General features: G+C 39.0%; 23 protein-coding genes. 10 read left to right on the top strand and 13 right to left on the bottom strand.

Translation table 11 applies throughout. The features are described from left to right. Positions 1 to 146: 146 nt before the first annotated feature. A complete protein-coding gene (locus CK510_RS02265) occupies positions 147 to 683 on the bottom strand; it encodes a PadR family transcriptional regulator (protein WP_095720142.1) in 537 nt (178 codons plus the stop codon). Between the two features lie 528 nt (positions 684 to 1,211). Between CK510_RS02265 and CK510_RS02260 the strand changes: the two genes are divergently transcribed. After that, on the top strand, positions 1,212 to 1,937 hold the full coding sequence (locus tag CK510_RS02260) for a 3'-5' exonuclease (protein WP_095720141.1): 726 nt from the start codon (positions 1,212 to 1,214) through the stop codon (positions 1,935 to 1,937). 74 nt (positions 1,938 to 2,011) lie between these two features. On the opposite strand, the gene CK510_RS02255 is transcribed toward CK510_RS02260, so the two are convergent. Then, a complete protein-coding gene (locus CK510_RS02255; protein WP_095720140.1) occupies positions 2,012 to 3,727 on the bottom strand; it encodes a pentapeptide repeat-containing protein in 1,716 nt (571 codons plus the stop codon). Between the two features lie 646 nt (positions 3,728 to 4,373). Here CK510_RS02255 and CK510_RS02250 point away from each other — a divergent pair. Continuing rightward, positions 4,374 to 7,295, top strand: a complete 2,922-nt coding sequence (locus CK510_RS02250) for a zinc-dependent metalloprotease (RefSeq protein WP_095720139.1) — start codon at positions 4,374 to 4,376, stop codon at positions 7,293 to 7,295. A 259-nt stretch (positions 7,296 to 7,554) separates the two neighbouring features. Here the strand turns inward: CK510_RS02250 and CK510_RS02245 are convergent, their stop codons facing one another. After that, positions 7,555 to 7,776 carry a hypothetical protein gene (locus tag CK510_RS02245; RefSeq protein WP_095720138.1) on the bottom strand — a complete coding sequence of 74 codons (222 nt, stop codon included), beginning with the start codon at positions 7,774 to 7,776 and terminating at the stop codon, positions 7,555 to 7,557. Positions 7,777 to 7,932: 156 nt separating this feature from the next. Between CK510_RS02245 and CK510_RS02240 the strand changes: the two genes are divergently transcribed. Next, on the top strand, positions 7,933 to 9,246 hold the full coding sequence (locus CK510_RS02240; RefSeq protein ID WP_095720137.1) for a CmpA/NrtA family ABC transporter substrate-binding protein: 1,314 nt from the start codon (positions 7,933 to 7,935) through the stop codon (positions 9,244 to 9,246). 57 nt (positions 9,247 to 9,303) lie between these two features. Further along, positions 9,304 to 10,107: a nitrate ABC transporter permease gene (ntrB, locus tag CK510_RS02235; protein WP_095720136.1), complete on the top strand. Its 804-nt coding sequence runs from the start codon at positions 9,304 to 9,306 to the stop codon at positions 10,105 to 10,107. A gap of 32 nt (positions 10,108 to 10,139) precedes the next feature. On the opposite strand, the gene CK510_RS02230 is transcribed toward ntrB, so the two are convergent. After that, positions 10,140 to 10,736: a CPBP family intramembrane glutamic endopeptidase gene (locus CK510_RS02230; RefSeq protein ID WP_245911811.1), complete on the bottom strand. Its 597-nt coding sequence runs from the start codon at positions 10,734 to 10,736 to the stop codon at positions 10,140 to 10,142. Between the two features lie 58 nt (positions 10,737 to 10,794). Next, positions 10,795 to 11,853 (bottom strand): DUF3326 domain-containing protein, encoded by a 1,059-nt coding sequence (locus tag CK510_RS02225; protein ID WP_095720135.1) that lies wholly within the window; start codon positions 11,851 to 11,853, stop codon positions 10,795 to 10,797. 83 nt (positions 11,854 to 11,936) lie between these two features. Between CK510_RS02225 and CK510_RS31400 the strand changes: the two genes are divergently transcribed. Next, entirely contained in the window at positions 11,937 to 12,113 is a 177-nt protein-coding gene (locus tag CK510_RS31400) for a hypothetical protein (protein ID WP_158224823.1), read from the top strand. A gap of 52 nt (positions 12,114 to 12,165) precedes the next feature. On the opposite strand, the gene CK510_RS02220 is transcribed toward CK510_RS31400, so the two are convergent. Beyond that, complete coding sequence (locus tag CK510_RS02220; protein WP_095720134.1) at positions 12,166 to 12,882, bottom strand: hypothetical protein; 717 nt, start codon at positions 12,880 to 12,882, stop codon at positions 12,166 to 12,168. 113 nt (positions 12,883 to 12,995) lie between these two features. On the opposite strand from CK510_RS02220, the gene CK510_RS02215 reads away from it, so the two are divergent. Further along, positions 12,996 to 13,502, top strand: coding sequence for a hypothetical protein (locus tag CK510_RS02215; protein WP_095720133.1), 507 nt, complete (start codon positions 12,996 to 12,998; stop codon positions 13,500 to 13,502). A gap of 96 nt (positions 13,503 to 13,598) precedes the next feature. Here the strand turns inward: CK510_RS02215 and ccmS are convergent, their stop codons facing one another. After that, positions 13,599 to 14,036 carry a beta-carboxysome assembly chaperone CcmS gene (gene ccmS / locus CK510_RS02210; RefSeq protein WP_095720132.1) on the bottom strand — a complete coding sequence of 146 codons (438 nt, stop codon included), beginning with the start codon at positions 14,034 to 14,036 and terminating at the stop codon, positions 13,599 to 13,601. Positions 14,037 to 14,105: 69 nt separating this feature from the next. Then, positions 14,106 to 15,968, bottom strand: coding sequence for an ABC transporter ATP-binding protein (locus CK510_RS02205; RefSeq protein ID WP_095720131.1), 1,863 nt, complete (start codon positions 15,966 to 15,968; stop codon positions 14,106 to 14,108). Between the two features lie 281 nt (positions 15,969 to 16,249). On the opposite strand from CK510_RS02205, the gene CK510_RS02200 reads away from it, so the two are divergent. Then, positions 16,250 to 17,092 (top strand): prohibitin family protein, encoded by an 843-nt coding sequence (locus CK510_RS02200; protein WP_095720130.1) that lies wholly within the window; start codon positions 16,250 to 16,252, stop codon positions 17,090 to 17,092. Positions 17,093 to 17,097: 5 nt separating this feature from the next. Here CK510_RS02200 and CK510_RS02195 read toward each other — a convergent pair whose 3' ends face one another. Next, on the bottom strand, positions 17,098 to 17,283 hold the full coding sequence (locus CK510_RS02195; protein ID WP_095720129.1) for a hypothetical protein: 186 nt from the start codon (positions 17,281 to 17,283) through the stop codon (positions 17,098 to 17,100). Between CK510_RS02195 and CK510_RS02190 the strand changes: the two genes are divergently transcribed. Further along, a complete protein-coding gene (locus tag CK510_RS02190; protein ID WP_095720128.1) occupies positions 17,272 to 17,697 on the top strand; it encodes a DUF1824 family protein in 426 nt (141 codons plus the stop codon). The genes CK510_RS02195 and CK510_RS02190 overlap by 12 nt on opposite strands. 56 nt (positions 17,698 to 17,753) lie before the next feature. On the opposite strand, the gene CK510_RS31395 is transcribed toward CK510_RS02190, so the two are convergent. Then, complete coding sequence (locus tag CK510_RS31395; RefSeq protein WP_158224822.1) at positions 17,754 to 17,912, bottom strand: hypothetical protein; 159 nt, start codon at positions 17,910 to 17,912, stop codon at positions 17,754 to 17,756. A 132-nt stretch (positions 17,913 to 18,044) separates the two neighbouring features. Between CK510_RS31395 and CK510_RS02185 the strand changes: the two genes are divergently transcribed. Both CK510_RS02185 and CK510_RS02180 read left to right on the top strand, forming a co-directional pair. After that, complete coding sequence (locus CK510_RS02185; RefSeq protein WP_095720127.1) at positions 18,045 to 19,067, top strand: aspartate carbamoyltransferase catalytic subunit; 1,023 nt, start codon at positions 18,045 to 18,047, stop codon at positions 19,065 to 19,067. A 343-nt stretch (positions 19,068 to 19,410) separates the two neighbouring features. Further along, positions 19,411 to 19,854 carry a pentapeptide repeat-containing protein gene (locus CK510_RS02180; protein WP_095720126.1) on the top strand — a complete coding sequence of 148 codons (444 nt, stop codon included), beginning with the start codon at positions 19,411 to 19,413 and terminating at the stop codon, positions 19,852 to 19,854. Here the strand turns inward: CK510_RS02180 and CK510_RS30790 are convergent. The 3 genes from CK510_RS30790 to CK510_RS02165 all read right to left on the bottom strand — a co-directional run bounded on the left by CK510_RS30790 (position 19,816) and on the right by CK510_RS02165 (position 23,092). Next, positions 19,816 to 20,064: a hypothetical protein gene (locus tag CK510_RS30790; RefSeq protein WP_143289193.1), complete on the bottom strand. Its 249-nt coding sequence runs from the start codon at positions 20,062 to 20,064 to the stop codon at positions 19,816 to 19,818. The two genes, CK510_RS02180 and CK510_RS30790, sit on opposite strands and share 39 nt — an antisense overlap. A 78-nt stretch (positions 20,065 to 20,142) precedes the next feature. Then, a complete protein-coding gene (locus tag CK510_RS02170; RefSeq protein WP_095720124.1) occupies positions 20,143 to 21,483 on the bottom strand; it encodes a TldD/PmbA family protein in 1,341 nt (446 codons plus the stop codon). 136 nt (positions 21,484 to 21,619) lie between these two features. Continuing rightward, positions 21,620 to 23,092 (bottom strand): TldD/PmbA family protein, encoded by a 1,473-nt coding sequence (locus CK510_RS02165; RefSeq protein ID WP_095720123.1) that lies wholly within the window; start codon positions 23,090 to 23,092, stop codon positions 21,620 to 21,622. Positions 23,093 to 23,642: the final 550 nt, after the last annotated feature.

Raw genomic sequence — 23,642 nt, 5'->3', positions numbered from 1 at the left:
TTGATTAATTACGCTATTGACTGTAATTTCTCCTTGATGCAAATCCACACATTGTTTCGCGATCGCAGGTTTCTATACTTATTCACAGTGCGATCGCTTACCAACTCCAGCAAAATTGCTTCTTTGTCGGTAAAAGATGAGACTGACTATGCTTCTTGCAAAAATGCGATCGCATTCTCACACCAAGATAACCACTCGGTTTCATGACTAATTCCCTTCTGTAAGGTTAAGTAACGATATTTTTCAATTAAAGGTAAAGTATTTGGTTCGGGAAAAAACTTATTTTTTATTGCTAAATAGGTATTTAAAGTTATTTTATGTTGAGAACGATGATTCTCTAATTCCTTGATAATAGTTGCTTTTGCTACCAGTTCACCAGCAAACATTTTCACCAACAACTCATCCTTTAATGGACTAACCTCCAAAGGTTCCTTAATCCAGTCACGTAAGAAATCCTTTCCCGTCTCCGTAATCGAAAGTACCTTTTTATCAGGTCTTCCTTCCTGGTGAATCACTTCTGCGATCGCATATCCTTGTTCCTCTAATTTACTCAATTCACGGTAAATTTGCTGTTGGGTTGCGTGCCAAAAAAAACCAACCGAACCCGCAAACCGCTTTGATAGGTCGTAACCACTACAAGAACACTCTAATAAAGCTGCCAAAATTGCATGGGAAATTGCCATAGGTATCTAATTTTATTTTCTCTCTATATCTAATATACTCAATAAAGTGAGTATTTAACCAACTAACACACTTAATTAATTCGATAATACATTAAAGTTCTTAAAACCTGATTTTGCATCTACCCTCCGTTAATAGTTATCGCTTTGATGCGTAAAAAGTACTCCGTAAGTTGAGATAGGAAGCTGAACAGGAATTTGAAAATGATTAAAATTGTACGGAAATATTCAGTAATTATAAAAGTGATTTAAGAAACACATATACCCTATTTTTACAGGGTAAATTAGGAATAGTTAATAATTTGATCGCACCTCAAATATTCCTGCATTGAGTATAAATAAGTAAAAGCCCAACCGATATAAGCTTAATTGCATTATTTAGGTTTTTATACAGTTAAATATACTGCAAACGGGTAAAATCTGGACTCCTGTCATACTGTAGCTAGCTACTTACAGAAGTCTCTTCAAGATTTTCACGCTTGTTAAAAGTAAAGTTCTAACCGTTTTTAGTATACATTTGCATACACATATATGGTTGAAAATATTCTGATTATTGATACAGAAACAACTGCTTTAGAAATTGAACAAGGACAAGTAATAGAAATTGGCGCAATTTTGTACTCAGTCAAACATCAATCTCCTATTCAACAAACATCAACTTTACTTCCAGCAAAGCAAAACCCTGCTGAAAACATCAACCATATTTCCATTGACATTTTACTAGATATATCTGTAGAAACTGCTGAAGCTGGAATTGCAGAAATTTGTAGAATGGCAAAAATGGCAGATTTTGTGATAGCACATAATGCCGAATTTGATAAAAAATGGTTTGGAAGAAAAAACGGTGAAATCATATTACCAAAACTGCTGAATTCACAAGGAGAAGAATTACCTTGGATATGCACTTATAATGACTTTGAATTCCCCAAACAAACCCGTTCCCATCCATCTTTAGTCGATTTAGTATTAGCTCACGGAATCGGAGTTTATGCCAACCATCGTGCATTAACAGACTGTCAATTAATTGCAGCTTTATTTGACGTTATAGAAGACTTACAAGGATTATTTATTAAAGCCATACGTCCAAAAGTACGATGTGTTGCATTAGTTTCCTACCAAGAACGAGACTTAGCAAAACAAGCAGGTTTTAAATGGTTTCCTGAAACTAAAACCTGGGAACGAATCATCGCATCTGAAGATATTAATTCTCTACCCTTTCCAGTACTATGTAAAAACATACAAAACAGTCCCAAATAATTCATGAACCTCTTCCCTTGGCGACTTGGCGGTTAAATAAATATTTTACTTTATTTATCCAACCACATTTAAACTCACAATCCCAACTTTTGCCGTAACGCGATCGGCATATTCATCGCACTTTCCAACCCTCGCACCCCTTCCCAAGCTTGATTCTCATTCCAAGTCATCTTATCAAGGTTAGCATCACTGAGGTCAGTACCTCCCAAAATTGCATAACTAAAATCGGTATAACTTAAATCAGCACCACTCAAAATTGCCCCAGTCAAATTGCTACCACTCAGATTAGCCCGATTCAAATTGGCAAAACTCAAGTCAGTACCCAATAAAATAGCTTCGCTCATATCTGCATCCCGAAGGTCAGCTTCACTGAGTGTAACCCCACTCAAGTCAGCTTCATTTAAAATAACATTACTCAGGTCTACCCCACTCAAATCTGCACCCAAAAGAATTGCACCTTGCAGGTTGGCATTATTGAGTTTAGCACCGCTTAATTTGGCATAACTGAGGTCAGCTGCCTGCGCGATCGCACTATTTAGGTTAGCGCTAAAAAGTATCGAGTCGCTCAGATTTGCACCCGTGAGGTCGGCATTTTCGAGATTTACACCACTAATATCGGCACGACAAAGGTCAGTGTAACTCATATTTGCCGTCATCATATTTGCACCACTGAGATTTGCACCAAAGCAGGTTGCTTGTCTGAATATGGCATTACTCGCGTCAGCGTCTCGGAGGTTTGCCCCCGTCAGGTTTGCTCCTGTTAGGTTTGCCCCTGTCAGGTTGCAGCTGCTGAGGTTACTATTACTCAGATCGGCATGACTCAGGTCAGCATTACTGAGATTACTACCGCTAAAATTGATACTACTAAGGTCAGCACGTCTGAGGATAGCACCACCGAGATTTGCACCGCTCAGATTGGCATCCCCTAAGTTAGCAGCACTGAGGTTGGCATTGCTCAGGTTTGCCCCCGTCAAGTTAGCATCTCCCAAATATGTACCTGTTAGCTGGGCATTACTAAAGTTCACACCTGTGAGGTTGGCATCTCCCAAGTAAGCACCACTAAAATTACCACCGTGAAGAAATTCGCCAACAATGTTACTAAAGTTGCCAATTTCTATGGCATCGCTGTAGTTAATGACACGCAATAGTTGGGATGTGAAGAAGTTTTCGGTGTCGGGTTGACCAGAGGGATAAAAAATTATCTTTTGTTTAAGTTCTTCGTTTTGTTGTGCGTAACCGTGTAAAGCTAAAAGTAAAATCATTAAATTTAACCCGGTATATATATCTACCTGACGTAATCCCAGGCTAGTATTTTTAGATTGAATTTGGAGGAGTTTTTTTTGTGGGAAATTCTGATGAGGAGGAGCGTCTATAAATTCTCCTTGACACCAACGACTGTAGAAATTTTCTAGACGTTGAAAAAGTTGAACTGGGCGAAATTGCTGACTATTGATGAGCTTTTTCATTAGCGCTTGGAGAATTTCGACTTTGAGTGATTCTTCTCCAAATAAATTATAAATTTCTGTATGGAAATCTGTATTATCAATCAGCCAATTTAATTTACTATCTACTTGTACCCATTCTTGAAGCGTAGTAGTAAGTTTTTCCTCAATTAGTAATTCTTGTAAATTTTTGTCTAAAGGTTCAGATACTTGTTTTTGTTTTTTAACATTTTTTCTCAAGGTGAATAATATTTTACTAGTGACTAGCTCTTGGTTTGAATTTTCTGGCAACCAAGAATTCCGCATATAGGTTCTCAAACGCTTCCAAGCTTGGGATAAATCTGACATTTCTGTATCCACTGATACTAATTTATATTCTTGTTACAGGTGGAATTAATTACTTGAAAATAGACTGGATAGTTCTGTTTGTCTTTTGCTGTTTGCTTTTTCTATTTTGCTTCATAGATATTCAAGGTATTGAGTGTATTTTTGTGCTTGTATATTACTTGAATCATCACAGTCTAGCTAGTATATATTTATCAAAATAAGAAGTAGTGGTATTTATTGGCATGTTTTGTGTTAATAGTTCAGATAGTGTTCCTCCTCGCAGATTGATTTTTTATCTTTTGTCAAAATAAAATATGTAATGAAAAAATACTTGATTTGTCGCCAAAGATAAATTTGCTAATAGTTCTGTTTATACTATTTCGTGTTTCATATGAACGCTAGTTGTGTATGAACATAATTATGTACTGTTTGCTACTGATAAGTATACTTGCTTATGCAAGTATCCTCGATTGAGCCACATACCCGTATGATTGTTTGCAAGAATACTACAGCAAAATAGTGCAAAAAATACCTGAATTTTTAATTGCTTGATATCAGGTGGTTAAAAGCATCTTCAGGTGAAGTTGGATGTATCGGGTTGGGAAAGCTGTTGTAGCTTGCCGATACTGGAAGTAATCGGGGTTTTGATTGCCAAGGATGGATTTGAATGAAGCGGTTAACTTGTTATGTTGTTTTGTTACATGGTTTGGTTTTGGGTATTTCCAATGCGATCGCACTTTCTTCTTCTGAAAATGCTGTAGCCAAAACCGTCGCTACCCCCATTGGTAAAGACGAAGGGGTAAAAAAGGCATTGAAACCAGGGCAAGTGTGGGTAATGGGCAAAAATAAGCAGGTTCAGCCACAGAATTTTGCTTGGGTGGTAGAAGATATTAAACAAGCTAGTCACCAACCTTTTTTACAACTTGCCAAGAAACCGGAGGATAGTAAAAAGCCTGACGAAAAAACCAAACCACCAAAACGCGATGAATTAGAAGCTTTTGATGAGGTGACTAAAGACACTCAGCGTTTGGATGGACTGTTTACTTTATACCGAAATAAAGAAAAGAATAAAATTTATTTGGAAATTAAACCCGAACAGCTAAATAAAAACTTTTTGACTACAGCCACGCTGGAATCAGGGATTGGTCAAGGAGGTATCTATAGTGGGATGCCATTACAGGACTTTTTATTTTACTTTCAACGGGTAAATAATAACCTTCAGTTCGTAGTTCGCAATGTAAATTTTCGTACCAATGAAGGCGACCCCCAGGTGCGATCGCTCGCCCGTTCTTTTAGCGATTCTGTCCTGTACAATATTCCAATTAAAAGCATTAATCGCGATCGCAAAACCCTATTGATAGATTTAGGGGATTTATTACTAACTGACTTAGCTGGATTGTCGGCAAGTTTGGGGGTTGCGAGTGGTGCTGATGGGTCATATTTTGGGAATGCCAAAACCTTTCCCCAAAATATCGAGGTTGAATCGGTGATGAATGTTATTGGTGGAGCCGGAAATCCACGCAGCAAGGAAGCTGGTTTACCCAACTTTGAAGCTTTAGCAGATAGTCGCGGTTTTACCCTCCGGATTCACTACAGCATCTCACAACTAGCAGATAATAATTACCGTCCTCGTTTGGCTGACGAACGTGTCGGTTATTTTATCACGGCGTACCAAGATTTATCAAACGATGAGCGCAGAGACCCATTTGTTAGGTATGTTAACCGTTGGAATCTAGAGAAAAAAGACCCCAATGCGGCGATTTCTGCCCCCAAAAAACCTATAGTTTTCTGGATTGATAATGCTGTCCCCTTCGAGTACCGGGATGCGATTAAAGAAGGGGTATTGATGTGGAACGAAGCATTTGCCAAAATTGGATTTAAAGACGCAATCCAAGTCCAGCAAATGCCCGATAATGCGACATGGGACCCGGCAGATATTCGTTACAATACAATTCGCTGGATCAATACTGTCGATGGATTCTTCGCAATGGGACCATCACGGGTAAATCCCATCACTGGGGAAATTCTGGATGCTGATATACTAGTTGATGGTGGTTTTGTTCGCGCCCTCAAAAACGACTATCGGCAAATTGTCCAGCCCAACCAAACCCAAAATCGTACATCCATATCAGCACTGATGCAAAATCGCTTGCTATGTGCCAATGGACTTGATGCTAAAGTATTTCCAAAAGACAAACAACAGCAAAATCAAACCGGATTTCTCCGTCAGATTTCTCGACTCGCTGGGGAATATGACCTTTGTTACGGGATAGAAGCAGCAAATCAATTTGCCGTTGGCAAAATGACAATGACAATGTTACCCACTGTTCCAGCTACCAAAGAACAAATCAAAACCTACATTCATCAATATCTGCGCTTAATAATTGCCCATGAAGTCGGACATACCCTGGGATTGCGGCATAATTTCCGAGGTAGTACGATGTTGAAACCAGAGGAGATGAACAACACCGAAATTACCCGCAAACGTGGTTTAACAACATCGGTAATGGATTATATTCCCCCCAACATAGCCCCTAAAGGAACTAAACAGGGTGATTATTTTCCCAATATGGTTGGATCATACGACGATTGGGCAGTTAAATATGGTTACGCACCCATACAAGTGGCAACAACCAGCGCTGAAAAGCCATTTTTAGAAAAAATCGCCCAAGAATCGGCAGTAAACTCAGAATTAAGCTATTCTACCGACGAAGACATGTTTGACCTCGATCCAACGGTCAATGCTTGGGATAATAGTGGTAACGTGTTGACATATTCCCAGTGGCAGCTTGATAACTCTCGGCAATTGTGGGATTTAATCAACAAGCGCTATCCGACAAATGATGACGGGATTAGCGATATCGGTGAACAATTTGGGACAGTTTTGGGTAATTACTTCCAGAATATTTTCTTCGCCACAAAATATATTGGTGGACAATCATTTTACCGAGTTCGCAGTAGCGATCGCAATGGGCGTTTACCATTTGAACCTGTTCCTGTGGAAAAGCAACGGGAAGCATTAGCAACGTTACAGAAATATGTCTTTGCTGACGATGCTTTCAATTTTCCACCTGAACTATTAAATAAATTAGCACCTTCGAGATGGCGACATTGGGGTAGTAATCCGCAAATGGGACGTTTAGATTATCCAATTCACGATTTGGTGTTGTTTATTCAGAGTTCCGTATTAGTCGATTTATTGTCTGGGGATAGATTATCTCGAATTAAAGACATCGAACTGAAAACGAAATCAGGAAAATCACTCACGATTCCTGAATTGTTTGATACGTTACAATCTGGAATTTGGACAGAAGTAATTAAACCTAAACGCGGAGATATTAAAATATCGAGCTTACGAAGGGGCATACAAAGACGCTATTTAGACGTTTTGACGGGAATGGTATTACGTAAAGGGGAGGATTTTAGTAGTGTTCCCGAAGATGCTCGCACAATCGCCTGGTATAAGTTAAAGCAGCTTGATGAAAAGTTAAAATCTGTTCATTCGGATGATGAATACACCAAAGCCCATATTTTAGAGACACGAGATCGGATTGATAAAATTCTCGATGCGAGGATTCAATCAAATTAAATTGTGCAATGGGGATTGGGAATAGTCTAAAATCACCCGATTTTCCAGAAGTCGGGTTTCTCCCCCACTAAAAATACCTAACTCAGTACGACATTCTCAGAAACCCCGCACGGCAGATATTTTTAATTTTATTGTAGGTTGGGTGGAGACGCATGAGAGATATATGAGGTAAATTAATAAATGTATTTGCGTCGTAACCCAACATTTTATTCAATATTTGAAGCATCAATTTTTATCGTTGAATTAATTATTTAGTTGTTTAAAGAATTTCTGTTTTCTTAATATCATGTGTTGGGTTACGCAAAGCCTTCACCCAACCTACGGGAGATTGCGATCGCACTTGCCTCAACGGAGGGAACCCCCGCACGGCAGAAACCCGATTTCTCCCCCTACGAAAAATACGCAAATAACCACGCTGCATCAAGCATTCCGTGAAGGGAGAAACCTGGTTTTTAATTCGTGTTGCAGCGAAAATAGTCATACTGAGTTTGAGAAAAACCCGGTTACTTGAAATCCCCCACAATGGGAAATCCAAGAAATTACCTACCACCTATTGACTAAATACCGCTCTTTAAGCGATAGTTCGTAAAAGTAATCAAATTCATCATAATTTATCGCAAAATCTAAAATATCGTGCATGGTGAAGCTTTCCAGACGTAAATTTTTGGCTGGGACAACTGCAAGTGCATTAACCTATCATATTTTCCAGAATTCAAACTCTCAAAATGCGACTATTGCACAGTTAAATCCAGGAGCATATGCAGGTTATAGCGATACACCAGAAACTACCAAAGCCATTCTCGGTTTTGTCCCAGTAGTTAGTTGCTGCCCTCTAATTATTGCCAAAGCCAAAGGTATGTTTGCCAAGCATGGTGTACCAGATGTGATAGTACAAAAGCAGCCATCTTGGGCAGTGACGCGAGATAAATTGATGCTGGGTTCTGCTGATGACGGATTGGATGGAGCGCATTTGCTGTTTCCAATGGCTTATTTGATTGCAACGGGGGAAATTAGCTATAACCGCAAAATACCCCTGTATATTCTGGCACGGTTAAATCTCAATGGTCAGGGTATTTCCATTGCCAATGCTTACAAAGATTTAAATTTAGGTTTAGATAGTTCTCCTCTCAAAGCAGCATTACAAGCCAAAGCCAAATCCGGGGAATCAATCCGCTTTGCCATCCCCTTTCGTCGAGTGACGGGGGATTTTTTCATGCGTTGGTGGTTAATAAATGGTGGTATCAATCCAGAAACAGATGCATCATTGATTGTCATTCCCCCTCCGCAAATGGTTGCGAATATGCGAGGTGGTTCAATGGAAGGGTTTTGTGTCGTCGATCCTTGGCATCAGCGTTTAATTAAAAAGAAGATTGGTTATTCAGCTGTTACCAGTGGTGAATTGTGGAATAATCACCCAGAAAAAGCTTTTGCGATGCGTGGAGAATGGGTTGATAAATATCCCAAAGCGACACAAGCCATTTTAGCAGCAATCATGGAAGCGCAAATTTGGTGCGATCGCATAGAAAATAAAGCTGAGTTATTCGAGATTGTTTCCCAACGGCAATGGATTGGTGTAGCAAAAGATATTGTTGGTCCGCGTTTGCTAGGTAAGTTTGATTATGGTAATGGCAGAGTGGTGGAAAATAGTCCCCATGCAATCAAGTTCTGGGAAAATAATGCTTCTTATCCATACAAAAGTCATGATTTGTGGTTTTTATATGAAGATATGCGCTGGGGAAATCGTTCACCAGATTTTGACACGAAACCTTTAATTGATGCGGTGAATCGTGAAGATATCTGGCGAGAAGCTGCTAAAAAGATTGGTCAAGAACAAGCAATTCCCAGCAGTACATCACGGGGAATTGAGAAGTTTTTTAACGGTTTAGAATTTGACCCAGAAAATCCCAGTGCATATCTGAAAGCTGCAATTATTAAGACTACTGAAAAATAGTATTCTCGATTCTTTAAAATAGGTCAAGAATATCAATATCAAGGATAATTATTCAACATGACCATACAAATCAAAAATCTCCCAATCCGAAGAAAATTACAGGAAATATTACCTTCATTTCTGGGTGTTTTTATTCTGGTAATTATCTGGCATTTATTAAGTTTACAACCAAATACTTCATTACCTTCTCCAATTCAAGTAGTTAAAGATACTTGGGAATTAATTATTGACCCATTTTTCTATAAAGGTAACAATAATAAAGGCTTATTTTGGTTAATTTTAGCCAGCCTCAAACGTGTAAGTATGGGTTATTTTCTCGCTGCATTCGTAGGAATCCCAATTGGTTTTGTTATCAGTCTAGTTCCCTTTATGAAAAAAGCTTTTGAACCAGTTATTCAATTATTACGCCCCGTAGCACCTTTAGCTTGGTTGCCATTAGCACAAGCAATCTTTCTTAAACCAAATCCTTCCGCAATATTCGTAATTTTTATAACTGCAATCTGGCCAATTATTTTAAATACAGCTTTAGGTGTTCAACAAATTCCTCAAGATTATATTAATGTGGGTAGAATGATAAAACTACCTTTATGGAAGAAATTTTATAAGATACTATTACCTGCTACAATCCCTTACATTTTTACAGGTTTACGAATTGCTTTAGGTTTATCTTGGTTGGCTGTTGTTGCTGCGGAAATGCTTTTATCTGATGATGGATTAGGCTTTTTTATTGTGAATGCTTACAATAATTCTGATATGAGCGAAATTATTTTAGCAATCATATATTTAGGTGGAGTTGGCATTATTCTCGATAAGCTTATGTCTCTGCTTTCTTCACGTTGGGAAAAAAGAACTAAAGGGTGAAAATAATTGATTATTTAGCTGTAATCCAACTCTTAAATTTTGACTGATAATTGCTTAATTTTCCACAAATAACTAGAAATTAAATTAGTCACAATATGAGCAACAATAGGTACTAATAAATTACCGCTAATAATAGCACTATATCCCAGTATAAACCCGACAATGGTCGCCCAAATCACATAGGGCCATTGTTGAGGACCACTTAAATGTAAAACACCAAAGCAAACACTTGATATAATCACAGCAAAATGATTTGTCCCTAAAGCTGGCAATAATACACCACGAAATAACAATTCTTCGCTTAATCCAGGTAGCAATCCCAACCAAATCAAATCAGGTAATGCCAAAGGTTTTAACACAATTTCTAAATAATAATCAGCACTGCGACGATAAGCAGAATTAAATCGATATGCGACACCACTTAAAACCGTAATTAACAACCCTAAAATAATTCCTACAACAAAATCTTGGTCATTCCAACCCCAACTCAGGAGTGAAACATTGGCAAATTGCAAACATATTTTCGACACTATCCACAAAATAATTGCTGTTACCCCCATTGCTACAAGCACTTGGGTACGAGTTAAGTAGGGAATTTCTGGTTCTTGGTTTTGCGGTTGTTGCGTCACGATGATTTAATGTTAGGAGTTAGGAAGGAGAGACGACTCACCGAGTCGTCTGTACGAATTAATGATTTAATAAATTTAAAGATGTAATTGCTGGACGAAGTGCAGATGGATTAATACCTGCTTTGTGCGCTGCTATGACACCAATCGCTTCCAGATAAGAGTTCACCTGTAATGATTTTACTCCTAATGGCTGGGGTGGGACATGTACCTGGGTTTGATTTTCAACCGTCACGATCGCACATTGCTGCTGACTCAGACTCAATACAGCACTGCTACCACAGGAAGAAGCGGGTACAATCAGCGCATCAACTTGATTTGCCCAAATATCATCCATTGTGGGGTAATCATTTTGTCTGCCAACAATAAATTGGGGGGCACGATGCAAGCCAACAAGCACACTTGGTAAAAAAGTATAACCGATTTCTTCGGCTGCGGAACGGGGAGATAAATGAGAATCTAATGCTGGGGGCAAAAAAGCAGGTGCATGGGCACAAGGTATCTGAAATTCTCGTACAATCAAGTGGCTAATTACCGCTTCGGCTCCAGCAATTGGATCTACACCTTTACCCATACGATAATTATAATCGGCTACGGCATCCACCTCCTCCGGGAATCTGGCGACAACTGCGATCGCATTTGCCCCAGTTTGATTAATTAATACATCGGCTGCCCTTAATAAACTATCTGGATTACCAATTGTTCCCCAACTTGCACCTGATGCCGCAGTCCGTACTTCTACATTCAATTCAGCATCTGTAATTACATAATCTGTGAGTGATAATCCCAGTGTTGCCCTCGCTGCATCGCCTGCTTGCAACTGTCGTAGCCGCAATTCTGGTTCAATTCCCTGGTCTAAAATCAAACCAATTTTATTTTGATGAACTGGACGTAAACCCCATTCCCCAGCCGCCAATTTATCAAGTCCATACCCTTCTACATACAAACTATTAGGTATATTCCAGTACAACATTGCCCCATTCATCACATTGGGGTGAGTAATCAGTCGATCGACAACCTGGGACATTGCCTTGGCAACAGGTAATGCATCCCCCGCATAGCCACCAATCGCTGCTCCGATGCCTGTAGGTATAATTAAGATGGCAGTATATGGACGCATAATAAAGTTAGAAGTGAGGAGTTAAGAATTACAGCAGAATATCCCTACAGTATCGGTTAAAAAAGCTGTATTTCACTCAGAGAATGCGATCGCGTCAAACTAAAATGTTCAAGAAACCTGGTTTCTCTTTAACCCAGTACGACTATTGTTTGAAGCGTCATCAATGGAAACCAGGTTTCTCCCATCATCAAATGCTTAATGCTGCGATTTTATTTCGGGTTTTTCGGGTTTTTGCGTGGGGGGAGAAACCGGGTTTCTAGTTTTGTCGTTCTTATTCGGGATTTTTTAGTATACTTTTTACTCGTTCAAATTTTACTTTATCAATGGTAATTCTTGTGTTTTAATCACCCGTTTAGCTAAAATATCAATTTCACTTGCATAATTTTTATTATTACTAGACCAAAATACAAACCAAACTTTTTCATCCCGTTGGTAGGTGCTGATAACACTATTAATATTATCAATTACTTCTGTATAGTTAGCACCAGAAACGTCTGACATAGCAATACTTTTTTTGTCAACTCCACTCAGTCTTTTGTCGTTGTTTGTATCGTTCTTAACTACTTCATACCATAATGCTTTTACCTCTTTTAATGAGTTCAAGTTTGGGGGTGTTTTACCTAAATAAGTACTATTATTCAACTCATTTACGCCTGATTCTGTTGGTTTTCCTAATGTGTTATGGCTAATAAATAATAAGTTATTGTTAGGAATCAAGTATCGCATTGATTTATCGTTGACATTAAAAAACAAAAAGTTACGAGTGCTGTCTGCTCCTTTCTCGTAATAACCTTGTCTATAATCTTCTCCGATATTAATACTAGCGATTAAATAAGGTGAATTTGGCAAAGAGATAAAAGCGTTTAAATTATAGGTAGTCTTCTTGTTTGAGTCAGTTTCAATATTTACAATATTACTTACAAAACGCGGACGAAAAATATATTGAACAATACGATATCCAGAGAATCCAAGTATAAGCAATAGAAATAAGGCAATAAATAAACGTATTGATTTTGGAAATGGTCTCATAATTTTTTTTAAATGGTTGACTGGAATGAAACACTAGCATCGCGATCGCAAAATTCCCAACTGTCAAAAATCAATACTAAAATGGATGCATTTACAATCATACATTCAAGAAAATGAAGGCATTTTTCCCGATATTATTTAGTTTATTAAATTTCGCTTTGGTTGGTTGTTATTCCCAATATACTCCAGCAAGACAACAGCGAGATGTTGCCAATCTTTCTAAAACTTTTAATGTTTTAGAAAACTTACAAGTTCGAGATTATCGTAATCAAGATTGGTGCAAAAATATCGCTTACAAAGGTGGAAAGTTTTCTAATAATAACAAACAATCGACTTGTAATCTATTTGAAGGTCAGGCAAAAGGGTTTGATTCCCAGAGCGATCGCGATTTTCAAACTGTCAATCGAGCCATTACTGATGCTAATATACAAATTCACTATATGTCTGCTGATTACGATCGCACTGGTAAGTTGACTCAAGCTGAGTTTAATTTGGCACAGTGTCCTTGTGCCTATGTATACTCACCAGCGTATAAGGAACTAGCACCTAATCAGGGAAAAGAGATGGAATATACAGCAATAAATCAGGATTGGTATTTTTTGATGAGCGATTGGAATTAAGGGAACAGCAAGTAATAGGAGGGGTTCTACCATCCTTAGCCATGATATGGTGATAAGTCTATCGTCTGGATATTTTATTTTCTGGAAGTACCTTATTTAACTCTTGTCGTTATTTATGCCAGTTGCTAATAATTTCACTTCCAATTCTTCTAATAGGGTATCCACATCTTTACCAAGTTGCTGAAAACAAACTGGTGGTTCAGGTTTTGGTTCAAAATAAATCAATTTAACTTGGTCTTTGCCAATCCCAACCATTAATACTTCAATTTCGGGTTTGTAGTGTTTGATTAACCCTAGAAGTTCCTGAAGTCTATTTTCAACTCTATCATTAAATTGCTCAATTGCAGTATCAGGACAATAAACAAAATGTGGTGTCGGTTCTAAGTCAATGCCAATGGTACCTTGGCTGTTGCCGTTTTCTTGCCACAATGCCCAAGATAATGCTGCTAGTTCTAGATGGTGCGATTTGATGAATCTATCTAGTTGGTGTCGCCATTTATTGTCGGGGGTATCGGGTTGAGGATTTGTAAACATATTATTGAAATTTATTTATGGGAATTTACAATTCGTAATTTTTAACTATGTAGACGTGATATCAATATATTAAATATATTGTTGATTTTTAATGCCGCTTTGAACTTTCCAAAGATTTGCGTAAACAGTTTGTTTATCTAATAACTCTTCGTGGGTTCCTGATTCGACAAATTTACCCTGTTCCATGACATAAATACAATCAGCATTGCGGATAGTGGAAAGACGATGCGCGATCGCAATTGTGGTTCTATCGACTGTAATCCGTTCGAGTGACCTTTGGATGGCGGCTTCGGTTTCGTTATCGACTGCGGATGTTGCCTCATCAAGGATTATAATTGGTGGGTCTTTGAGTATGGCACGTGCGATCGCAATTCGTTGTCTTTGTCCTCCTGATAGTTTTTGTCCCCGTTCTCCAACTATTGTTTCATATCCTTGGGGTAAGCGGCGAATAAATTCATGTGCTTCTGCGACTTTTGCTGCCATTTTAATTTCTCTGTCGCTAGCTGCAAATGTCCCGTAGGCAATATTTTCGGCAACTGTTCCATGAAATAAGAATACGTCTTGGCTAACTAAACCAATGCATCGACGCAAATCGTGTAAATTCAGCTTTTGAATGTCAATTCCATCTAGGGTTATTTGTCCCAGATGGATTTCGTAAAGTCGCAGCAAAAGTTTGACTAAAGTGCTTTTTCCTGAACCTGTGGAACCCACTATGGCGATTGTTTTGCCTGCGGGAATACTCAGGGATAATTTATGAACTATTGGCTGTCTATCTTTATAAGCAAAAGTAACATTTTTAAATTCAATTTCACCCCGTACATCCTCAATAGGCAAATTAATATTTCCGGGATGAATTGCAATTGGAGTATCCAGCAAATCCATGACGCGATTTGTGGAAGCCATTGCCCTCTGATACAAATCAAATGTATCTCCTAGACGGGTGAGGGGCCATAATAATAGTTGACTAATAAAAATTAAAACACTATAGGTTCCAACTGATATTTTGCCATTGATTGCTGCCATCCCTCCAAACACAAGAAAGACCGTAAACCCAGCTAATACAAGCATTCTCACCAAAGGAATAAATGCTGCTGAGAGCTTAATTGCGGCGGCATTACTACGTTTGTAAGCTTCACTATCTGCGGCTACCCTCCCACTTTCATAATCCTCAGCAGTGAAACTTTTGATGGTAGTAATACCGCTTAAATTATTAGATAGTCTAGAATTAAGCAGGCTGACTTTTTCGCGAACTTCTGCGTATAGGGGTTGTAAGAGTTTTTGGAATAATAACGAACCCCCAACAATCAAAGGCATTGGTATCATCACCATCCAAGCAATATTCGGCGCGACAATGAAAAATCCAGTCCCTATAATTAAAATAGTTGCTGATACTTGAATAATGTCATTTGCACCACCATCTAAAAAACGTTCCAGTTGGTTGATATCATCACTCAAAATCGACATCAAACCACCAGTACTACGTTCCTCAAAATATGCTAATTCCAACTTTTGGAGGTGATTGTAAGCATCCAAACGCAAATCGTGCTGTATTTGCTGCGAAAGATTTCGCCACAACCGCTTGTATATATACTCAAACACCGATTCTAGCACCCAAACCACGATGGTGATAGCCGCTAAAACCAAAAACTGGCTGAAAATATCTTTGATGCCAAAACGAGCGATCGCAGAATCCTGCTGCTTTACTACCACGTCAACCGCAGTACCAATTAATACAGGAGGAGCCAAATCGAAAAACTTGTTGAGAGTTGATGCGATCGCAGCCTGCCAAATCTGCCGATGATACTGCTTTCCATAACTAAATAGGCGCTGGAGAGGATGGACGGAACCAGTACGCCTTCGAGATGACCGAGAATTTCTTGATACCGTAACCACTGCTATATCGTAGATGCGCGGACAATCATAGTACCACATCTATATTAAACCAAGCATAACAGAGCAAGTCGTGTCACGATTGAAGAGGAATACTCAGGGGTTAGCAAATTTAAGGAGTCAGAATATAGGAGTCAGAGTTTCTAGTGTCACCCTAATGTTACTTTTTGGGATAAGTAATTAGCATCAGTCTTGAAAATATTTAATATTTTCAAGACTGATGCTAATGGCATAATATAGTTTTTTCTTCTTTCTGCCTTCTATTTTCTGACTTCTGCTTTCTGTATTCTTTACTCGAACAACCAAAAAACAGGAGAGGGGAGTTGAAAAATCTACAATTAGGTAGTTTGCAAAGTACGATTATTGGCGCAATACTAGCAATACTGGTACTTCTTGGTCTAAATTCCTTTATTATTATTAATCCGGGACAGGCAGGAGTAATCAGTATATTGGGGAAAGCCACAGATGGGGCATTTCTAGAAGGTATTCACCTCAAACCGCCATTTATCTCAGTAGTTGATGTCTACGATTTAACCGTGCAAAAATTTGAAGTTCCAGCAGAAAGTTCCACTAAAGACTTGCAAACGTTAACAGCACGATTTGCAATCAACTTTCGTCTTGACCCAATTCAGGTAGTACAAGTACGCAGAACACAAGGTACATTAGAAAACATTGTTGCCAAAATAATTGCGCCGCAAACCCAAGAATCATTTAAAATTGCAGCAGCCCGTAGAACTGTAGAAGAAGCAATTACCCGACGTAGCGAACTCAAAGATGATTTTGATGCGGCATTGGGTCAAAGATTAGATAAGTATGGAATAATTGTCTCAGACACTAGCGTCATAGACCTAACCTTCTCTCCAGAATTTGCTAAAGCCGTTGAGGAAAAACAAATTGCCGAACAAAGGGCACAACGAGCAGTCTACATCGCACGGGAAGCCGAACAGGAAGCCCAAGCAGACATTAATCGAGCAAAAGGTAGGTCAGAAGCCCAAAGACTCTTAGCGGAAACATTAAAAGCTCAAGGAGGACAGTTAGTATTGCAAAAGGAATCAATCGAAGCGTGGAAAAGCGGTGGTGCCCAAATGCCAAAAGTACTTATCGTTGGTAGCGATTCCAAAAGCAATGTACCGTTTCTTTTGAACTTAGGTGATATGCAGAATTAAATCTCTCATCCAGGTTTATTCCAACCAGGAGTCATCAATGCCAGAGAAGAATCGTAAAATGATGTAGTCGAAATTATTTCAACCTCCTTGCGAAATTCTCTGGCTTTTTTGGATTTAGTATTTAAGAGAGTAACTCGTTCCCACAAAACAGCAAACCCAGCCAAAAATAAGCGGATTTTATGACAAGCCAACAACCTCAAACCCAAACCAATCCCACACTCCAAGACGCTAAAAAAATTCTGAATAAGTTCAATTGCGTTGATATTGCACCTCCAATCAAAAGTTCAGAAAAAGCTTTAATCCGCAAAGCTTTGGTCGCGATTACTAGTATTTCTGACTACCAAATATTAGGTATTTGCGCTGATACTGCTGAGGAGGGTTTGACGGCTATGAAAACCTATTCCCTGGCTTTGGGATACGAACCACCAAGCGATTTACCTGTGATGGAAGGACCAGTTTACATCAAGTTGAATGGTAAAAACGGTTTGTGTTACATTGATTCATATTCAGGACACCATCGTGGAGTATTAGTGTCTTGTCAGTCTTACCATCAAGATGGGGTGAATGAGATGTTCGGGCATTTACCCCTCGATTTATTTGTGTAGTTTGGGGGTATTGGTTTTGTGATAAATCCCATGAAAAATCTTCATGGAATTGGATGTTATGAATCACTTGTCTCCAATATATTCAGGGCAAATATATTCAGGGCAAACAACCGTTTGCCCCTACAGTATTTTCTACTACCAACTCGACTTCGCTCAACTGAGAATCGCTTAAACGCGATCGCAATCAGCAAAGTTTGATATCTCTGACGTATCATCAAAAAGTTAATATTAGTTGAAATCTGATTGTAATCTCAGAACGGGTGGTATGATTTTTCCTGCACGTGTAAATTAGAGAACTGTTAAGACATATTTATTTGTGTCCCCGTGCAGAGAGCTACTAGCTATTTATGTCTACTACTACCTGGAATCGTCATCATATACTGTCCCTCGCGGATTTTACACCAATTGAATACGACACTGTTTTGAAAGCTGCTGCCAGTTTTCGCGAAGTGTTGTCACGACGGACAAAAAAAGTCCCAGCTTTGCAAGGGCAAGTGGTGGCAAATCTCTTTTTTGAGTCTTCGACACGCACTCGTAGCAGCTTTGAGCTAGCTGCCAAGCGTCTTTCAGCCGATACCCTCAATTTTACTAGTGCCACTTCTTCGATGACGAAGGGAGAAACAATTCTCGATACGGCAAAAACTTATTTGGCGATGGGATGCGATATCATGGTGATTCGCCATAAAGAAGCTGGTGTACCAAGTGCGATCGCAGCCGAACTTGATAGACTGGGGGAACGTGTCAGTGTTCTCAATGCTGGAGATGGACAGCACGAACATCCATCCCAAGGTTTGTTAGATTTATTTACCATTTGTACCCTGATCGATCCAATCGAACCCCGACTTGAACTCTTAAAAGATAAAAAAATTGCGATCGTTGGTGATATTTTACATTCGCGAGTCGCCCGTTCCAATATCTGGAGTCTAACAGCAAGTGGTGCTGAAGTACACCTCGCTGCACCACCAACACTTTTACCCAAGTGGTTTGCTGATTTTGTCAATGATGAAGAAATCAAGGAAATTGACCAAATCCCCAATCGTAAACTCTTCGTCCATTGGCATCTCGAACCCGCATTACGTGACGCTGATTTTGTGATGACACTGCGTTTACAAAAAGAACGGATGACGGCAAATTTATTACCGAGTTTGCGAGAATACCATCAGCTATTTGGCATTACTCGCTCACAACTCAAGCACTGTAAGCCTAATGTCAAAATACTGCATCCTGGACCTGTTAACCGTGGTGTCGAAATTAGCTCAGATTTAATGGATGACCCGGAATTTAGTTTGATTCAAACTCAAGTTACTAGCGGTGTTGCTGTACGGATGGCATTGTTGTATTTAATTGGTAGTGGGAAAGCTGTGGGGTAAATAACTCTGCAAAATCTTCCCTACAGATAGCTATGATGTGAAAATTGGGAGATGAAAGTAAATGGTAAGTAGCACAGCAATTACCGAGAAAATTAAAAGTCTCAGCGATTTACAAAAACGCTATAACTTACATCAAACCGATAGCGAGTTTCAACCCAGCGAAGTATATTAAGCATTCCTAACGTGAGATGAATAAATTTCAGGAATGCATCAAAATAAAATTGTAGTAACTAGTAACAGGTTGGATATAAACCGAATGTGAAAAACTAGTTATATTTCTAGACATGTTTATTTCAGCCAACCTATAAAGATATCAAAGATTAAAAAGTGTGGGGAGAAAAACATGACAAGTAAATTATTGACTGCGATCGCATTAGTTAGTACATTATATTTTACAGCACCAGCGTCAGCGCAAAAAATCGACGTAAATAGTAACGTTCGTCGTTTAATTGAAACTAGAGAATGCCAAGGATGTGATTTGAGTGGTGCAAATCTCCAAGGAGCGCATTTAATTGGGGCAGATTTACGGAATGCCAATTTAAAAGGTGCAAATCTCAAAAATGCCAACTTAGAAGGAGCAGATTTAACAGGAGCAAACCTGCAATCTGCCAACCTAACATCGGCATTTGTTAACAGTGTTAGCTTAAATAATGCCAACATGATGAATGCTAACCTCACCAATGCCCAATTTATCAGTGCTGAACTTGATGGAGCTAACCTCATTGGTGTCAATTTGGCAGGAACAGAATTATTTAACGTCAATCTTGGTATTGGTGGAGAATATTAAACCTGACTTCTCACCAATGCTTATTGCTAAATTTAAAGCTCGCAAACTGCCATATCCCCGACTTCTAACCATGCTTATCGTCAAATTTACAGATGTTACACAGAAGTCGGGGATATTGAACCCACGCGATAAGCAAAGCTTAATGCCAAAGGCATATCGCTCCAAATAACCTGATATTTTTAGTCGCATCGAGCGATCGCAAACTGCCATATCCCCGACTTCTAAGTTATGCTTGTCGTCAAATTTAAAACTTGTACACAGAAATCAGGGATATTAAACCCATGCGATCTATTCTCCAGTAATCGAAAGCCCTTCAACCCAAACACGAGGACAAACACCAGCAGGAGTTAACTCAGGTTCTTTCTCAACAAAAATAATCGATTTCAACACAGTTAAAAAATCACCAGCAACAGTCGCAGATTCAATACTAGTTTTCACACCTTTATTAATCATCCAACCATCAAAAGGCAAAGAAAACGAACCTTGCAAAGCTTTAACACCAGCATGTAAAGCCTGTAAATCATCAATTAAAATTACATTTTCTGCCGTTTCCAAACTCAATTCCTGCTCCGCTTTTTTACCTGCCGAAACATGATAAAAATTGGGACTAACACTAACCTTTGACCCAATACTGGCATTTCCAGTTGGTTTAGCATTCATCCGTTTAGCAGTTCCCGCACTGTGGAGAAAACCACTTAAAATACCATTTTCAATCAGAGAAACTCGACGAGTTGGAGTACCTTCACCATCAAAAGATTCCGCACCAACATTAGCCGGATTTAAAGCATCATCACAGACACAAATTAAAGGAGAAGCAATTTCCTTCCCAATATCATCAAGAGTAGAAAGACTTTGTTTGTCGAGAATATTTTGAGCGTTATAAAGATTAGAAAAAGCAGCCAACAAACTTAAAAAAGCATCTGGAGAAAACACAACAGTATATTTCCCAGTTTGTACCTTTTCATAATTCAAATGGCTAATAGTTTTCTCAGCAGTTTCCTTGATACAGCCATTGATATCTAAATCCTTAACTCCATGACTAATTCTAAAAGCTCCACCACTGCGGGGTTTTTTACCCTCCTCCTCAGTTTTGCTATACAAATACACCGAAGCTAAAGAATGCGACTCAGTTCTTAACGCACCATCGCTATTTAAATAAAAGCGATCAATATCACGCTGTGCCAAATTATTGTAAGGTACACCCTTAATAGCCGGATGTGCAGCCATTAATTCCTTTTCAGCCAATATTAAACTATTAATTAGCTCCGTAACTCCAGCTTGCTCCACCTTTTCAGTAGCTTTTACCGTTAATGGTGCGATCGCTTCCGGGCTAAAATCGGGAACGTTCTCTTTGACACCAAAAAAGCTGGCATCATACGCTGTTTTCAATGCCAATTCTAAACCTTTGGGGTCAACATCGGTAGTGCTTGTCACACCCATTGTATTTTCTTCATTCCAGACGCGAACGGTCACACCCGATAAATTCGATGCTTTGACTTGTCTGGGCTCACCCTGGTCAACTTGGACACTAGTAGAATCCACCGCAGAGCCATAGATATCAAACTTTTTGATACCAAGTTTATTTGCGCTAGATTTTGCCGCAGATGCTATTTCTTGAATCTTTGCCATACCGATTTTTGATGAATTTGATGGGAATTTTAATTATTCTTTAATCTTGGTCTATGTTGAAATATTGGTTTATGTTGGTCTGTAGAGACGCGATATATCGCGTCTCTCTGTATATATTTAATATATTTAAATATATTCAACGTCCACCAACAGTAATCGAATCAACTTTGATGTGTGGTTGACCAACCGTAGTATAAATACTGCCCGATACCGAACCACAGAACCCCGGAGCAAGTGATAAATCTTGGGAACACATAGAAATCTTATTCATGATTTCCTTAGCTTCACCAATCAAAGTCGCACCTTTCAAAGGCTTGGTAACTTTCCCATTTTCAATTAAATAAGCTTCATCCACACCAAAATTAAATTGTCCAGTAGCACCAACACTACCACCACCCATTTTCTTACAGTAAATCCCCTTCTCAACGGAAGCAAACACATCATCAACGCTATACTCACCCGTAGCAATATAAGTATTCCGCATCCGACTTGCTGCGGCAAAAGTAAAACCTTGACGGCGACCGCTACCCGTGCGAGGATGACCTGTACGTACAGAACCAGCCCGATCTGCCAAAAAGTTCTTCAACACACCTTTCTCAATCAACAGAGTACGCTGTGCTGGCATCCCTTCATCATCCATATCAATAGTTCCAAAGGCATTTTCCGAACGTCCCTCATCCCATGCAGTCAAACTTTCATGGGCAATTTTTTCGCCTTTTTTATCAATAAATGGGGTAGTATTACGCTCAATTTGGGTAGTTTCCAGCAAATGTCCGCAAGCTTCGTGGAAAATAACCCCACCAAAATGATTTGCCATCACAATTGGATAATTACCCGATTCGACATAATCTGCATACAGCATCTTACCCGCAGACTCAGAAATATGTTCAGCAGATTCATGATAATTCCAGCTACGTAAGAAATTGGGGTCACTTGTATTACCAGCACGTTCTGCGATCGAAGTTCGATTTGCCCCATCCGCACAAAGTAAATTAAAACCTACCGACTGAGTGAGACGAATATCGCGAGCAAAAGTACCATCACTAGCAGCAACTAAAACCTCCTGCCAATCGCGGAAATAGGTAGCGCGACGGGATTGGATGTGACTTGCAGTTTTTTGTAGTTTTGCAGTGCCATCAAGGAGAACTTCACCCATTTCCCGGATGGAACTACATAGAGGCAACCAGCCATCTTTACCACGTTTTGTGGCATAATCTCGTAATAATTCTAAATTTATTTCGGGAACAAAGGCATTAGGTGCAGGCAATTGCAAACCCATGATTCCCAGCGCTTTTTCTAAAGCAGACTTTAAACCAGTAAAAGATAAATCGTTGGTAGTTACGTAGCAGTCAGCTTTCCCAAGGAAAACCCGTACACCAGCACCAGTAGAAAGTCGTGGGGTAATGCTAGTGATAGTGTCATCTTCAGCCAGGGAACTAATATAGTTAACCCGTTCGAGGAAAAACTCGATAAAGTCCGCACCTGCTGCCCGTCCTAATCCGAGTAAAGTAGCTAAAGGAGCTTCCCAGGTTTCATCGAATCTTTCCTGAGTTGAAGAATATTGGAGATTTGGGAGTTGTTTCGAGAGAAGTAAGGTATCTATGAGCATGTTTTGCCTCGCAAGTCCAGCTGGTTTCGGGGATTAAACTGAAATCCTGGTTGCAATTAGTGTAACAAATCCCCAGAATCTAGAATGGGAAGCGAGGGGTAGGGGATACCGAAGAAAGTCTAGATTTTAGATTTTGGGAATCTGTAAACATATCCTACAAATTTTCGCCGTTGATTCCCAATTCTCGTAGTTTGAAGGCTAATTTCTCAGAGCGATGTTCCAAAGGAAGTGTTATGCGATCATATATTAATCGCATATTCAAAAAATCGAAAAATCAAAAGTATTCATCAATAGAATTTGAGCGATCGCAATCTGAAATCTTTTGGCAAAAACATTATTATCGAGACGTGATAGTGCTAAAAATATCTTCTACTTTTTCTATATTTTTTTTGTTGTCAACTTTTTATCTAATAAGATTTACAATGATTAATCAATCAAAGTTTTCTAGTTAAGATAATACGATTTTGTTTATTATTTAAAATCTTAATATTTTCTTCATTTGCTACACACAATTTCAATAATATTTTATCTCGAAAATAAAATTTTTATA

The sequence above is a fragment of the Brunnivagina elsteri CCALA 953 genome (genome assembly GCF_002289455.1).
Classification (GTDB): domain Bacteria; phylum Cyanobacteriota; class Cyanobacteriia; order Cyanobacteriales; family Nostocaceae; genus Brunnivagina; species Brunnivagina elsteri.
The sequence above is the reverse complement of the archived record's forward strand: the minus strand, read 5'-3'. Positions and strand labels throughout refer to the sequence as shown.

Excerpts from the sequence above, each read along its gene's own strand:
- CK510_RS02185 (WP_095720127.1), top strand. The coding sequence starts at position 18,045 with ATGTCTACTACTACCTGGAATCGTCATCATATACTGTCCCTCGCGGAT.
- ccmS (WP_095720132.1), bottom strand. The coding sequence starts at position 14,036 with ATGTTTACAAATCCTCAACCCGATACCCCCGACAATAAATGGCGACAC.
- ntrB (WP_095720136.1), top strand. The coding sequence starts at position 9,304 with ATGACCATACAAATCAAAAATCTCCCAATCCGAAGAAAATTACAGGAA.
- CK510_RS31400 (WP_158224823.1), top strand. The coding sequence starts at position 11,937 with ATGCGATCGCGTCAAACTAAAATGTTCAAGAAACCTGGTTTCTCTTTA.
- CK510_RS02240 (WP_095720137.1), top strand. The coding sequence starts at position 7,933 with ATGGTGAAGCTTTCCAGACGTAAATTTTTGGCTGGGACAACTGCAAGT.
- CK510_RS02220 (WP_095720134.1), bottom strand. The coding sequence starts at position 12,882 with ATGAGACCATTTCCAAAATCAATACGTTTATTTATTGCCTTATTTCTA.
- CK510_RS02190 (WP_095720128.1), top strand. The coding sequence starts at position 17,272 with ATGACAAGCCAACAACCTCAAACCCAAACCAATCCCACACTCCAAGAC.
- CK510_RS02250 (WP_095720139.1), top strand. The coding sequence starts at position 4,374 with ATGAAGCGGTTAACTTGTTATGTTGTTTTGTTACATGGTTTGGTTTTG.
- CK510_RS02215 (WP_095720133.1), top strand. The coding sequence starts at position 12,996 with ATGAAGGCATTTTTCCCGATATTATTTAGTTTATTAAATTTCGCTTTG.
- CK510_RS02205 (WP_095720131.1), bottom strand. The coding sequence starts at position 15,968 with ATGTGGTACTATGATTGTCCGCGCATCTACGATATAGCAGTGGTTACG.
- CK510_RS02260 (WP_095720141.1), top strand. The coding sequence starts at position 1,212 with ATGGTTGAAAATATTCTGATTATTGATACAGAAACAACTGCTTTAGAA.
- CK510_RS02245 (WP_095720138.1), bottom strand. The coding sequence starts at position 7,776 with ATGACTATTTTCGCTGCAACACGAATTAAAAACCAGGTTTCTCCCTTC.
- CK510_RS31395 (WP_158224822.1), bottom strand. The coding sequence starts at position 17,912 with ATGATACGTCAGAGATATCAAACTTTGCTGATTGCGATCGCGTTTAAG.
- CK510_RS02265 (WP_095720142.1), bottom strand. The coding sequence starts at position 683 with ATGGCAATTTCCCATGCAATTTTGGCAGCTTTATTAGAGTGTTCTTGT.
- CK510_RS02180 (WP_095720126.1), top strand. The coding sequence starts at position 19,411 with ATGACAAGTAAATTATTGACTGCGATCGCATTAGTTAGTACATTATAT.
- CK510_RS30790 (WP_143289193.1), bottom strand. The coding sequence starts at position 20,064 with ATGGCAGTTTGCGATCGCTCGATGCGACTAAAAATATCAGGTTATTTG.
- CK510_RS02165 (WP_095720123.1), bottom strand. The coding sequence starts at position 23,092 with ATGCTCATAGATACCTTACTTCTCTCGAAACAACTCCCAAATCTCCAA.
- CK510_RS02225 (WP_095720135.1), bottom strand. The coding sequence starts at position 11,853 with ATGCGTCCATATACTGCCATCTTAATTATACCTACAGGCATCGGAGCA.
- CK510_RS02255 (WP_095720140.1), bottom strand. The coding sequence starts at position 3,727 with ATGTCAGATTTATCCCAAGCTTGGAAGCGTTTGAGAACCTATATGCGG.
- CK510_RS02170 (WP_095720124.1), bottom strand. The coding sequence starts at position 21,483 with ATGGCAAAGATTCAAGAAATAGCATCTGCGGCAAAATCTAGCGCAAAT.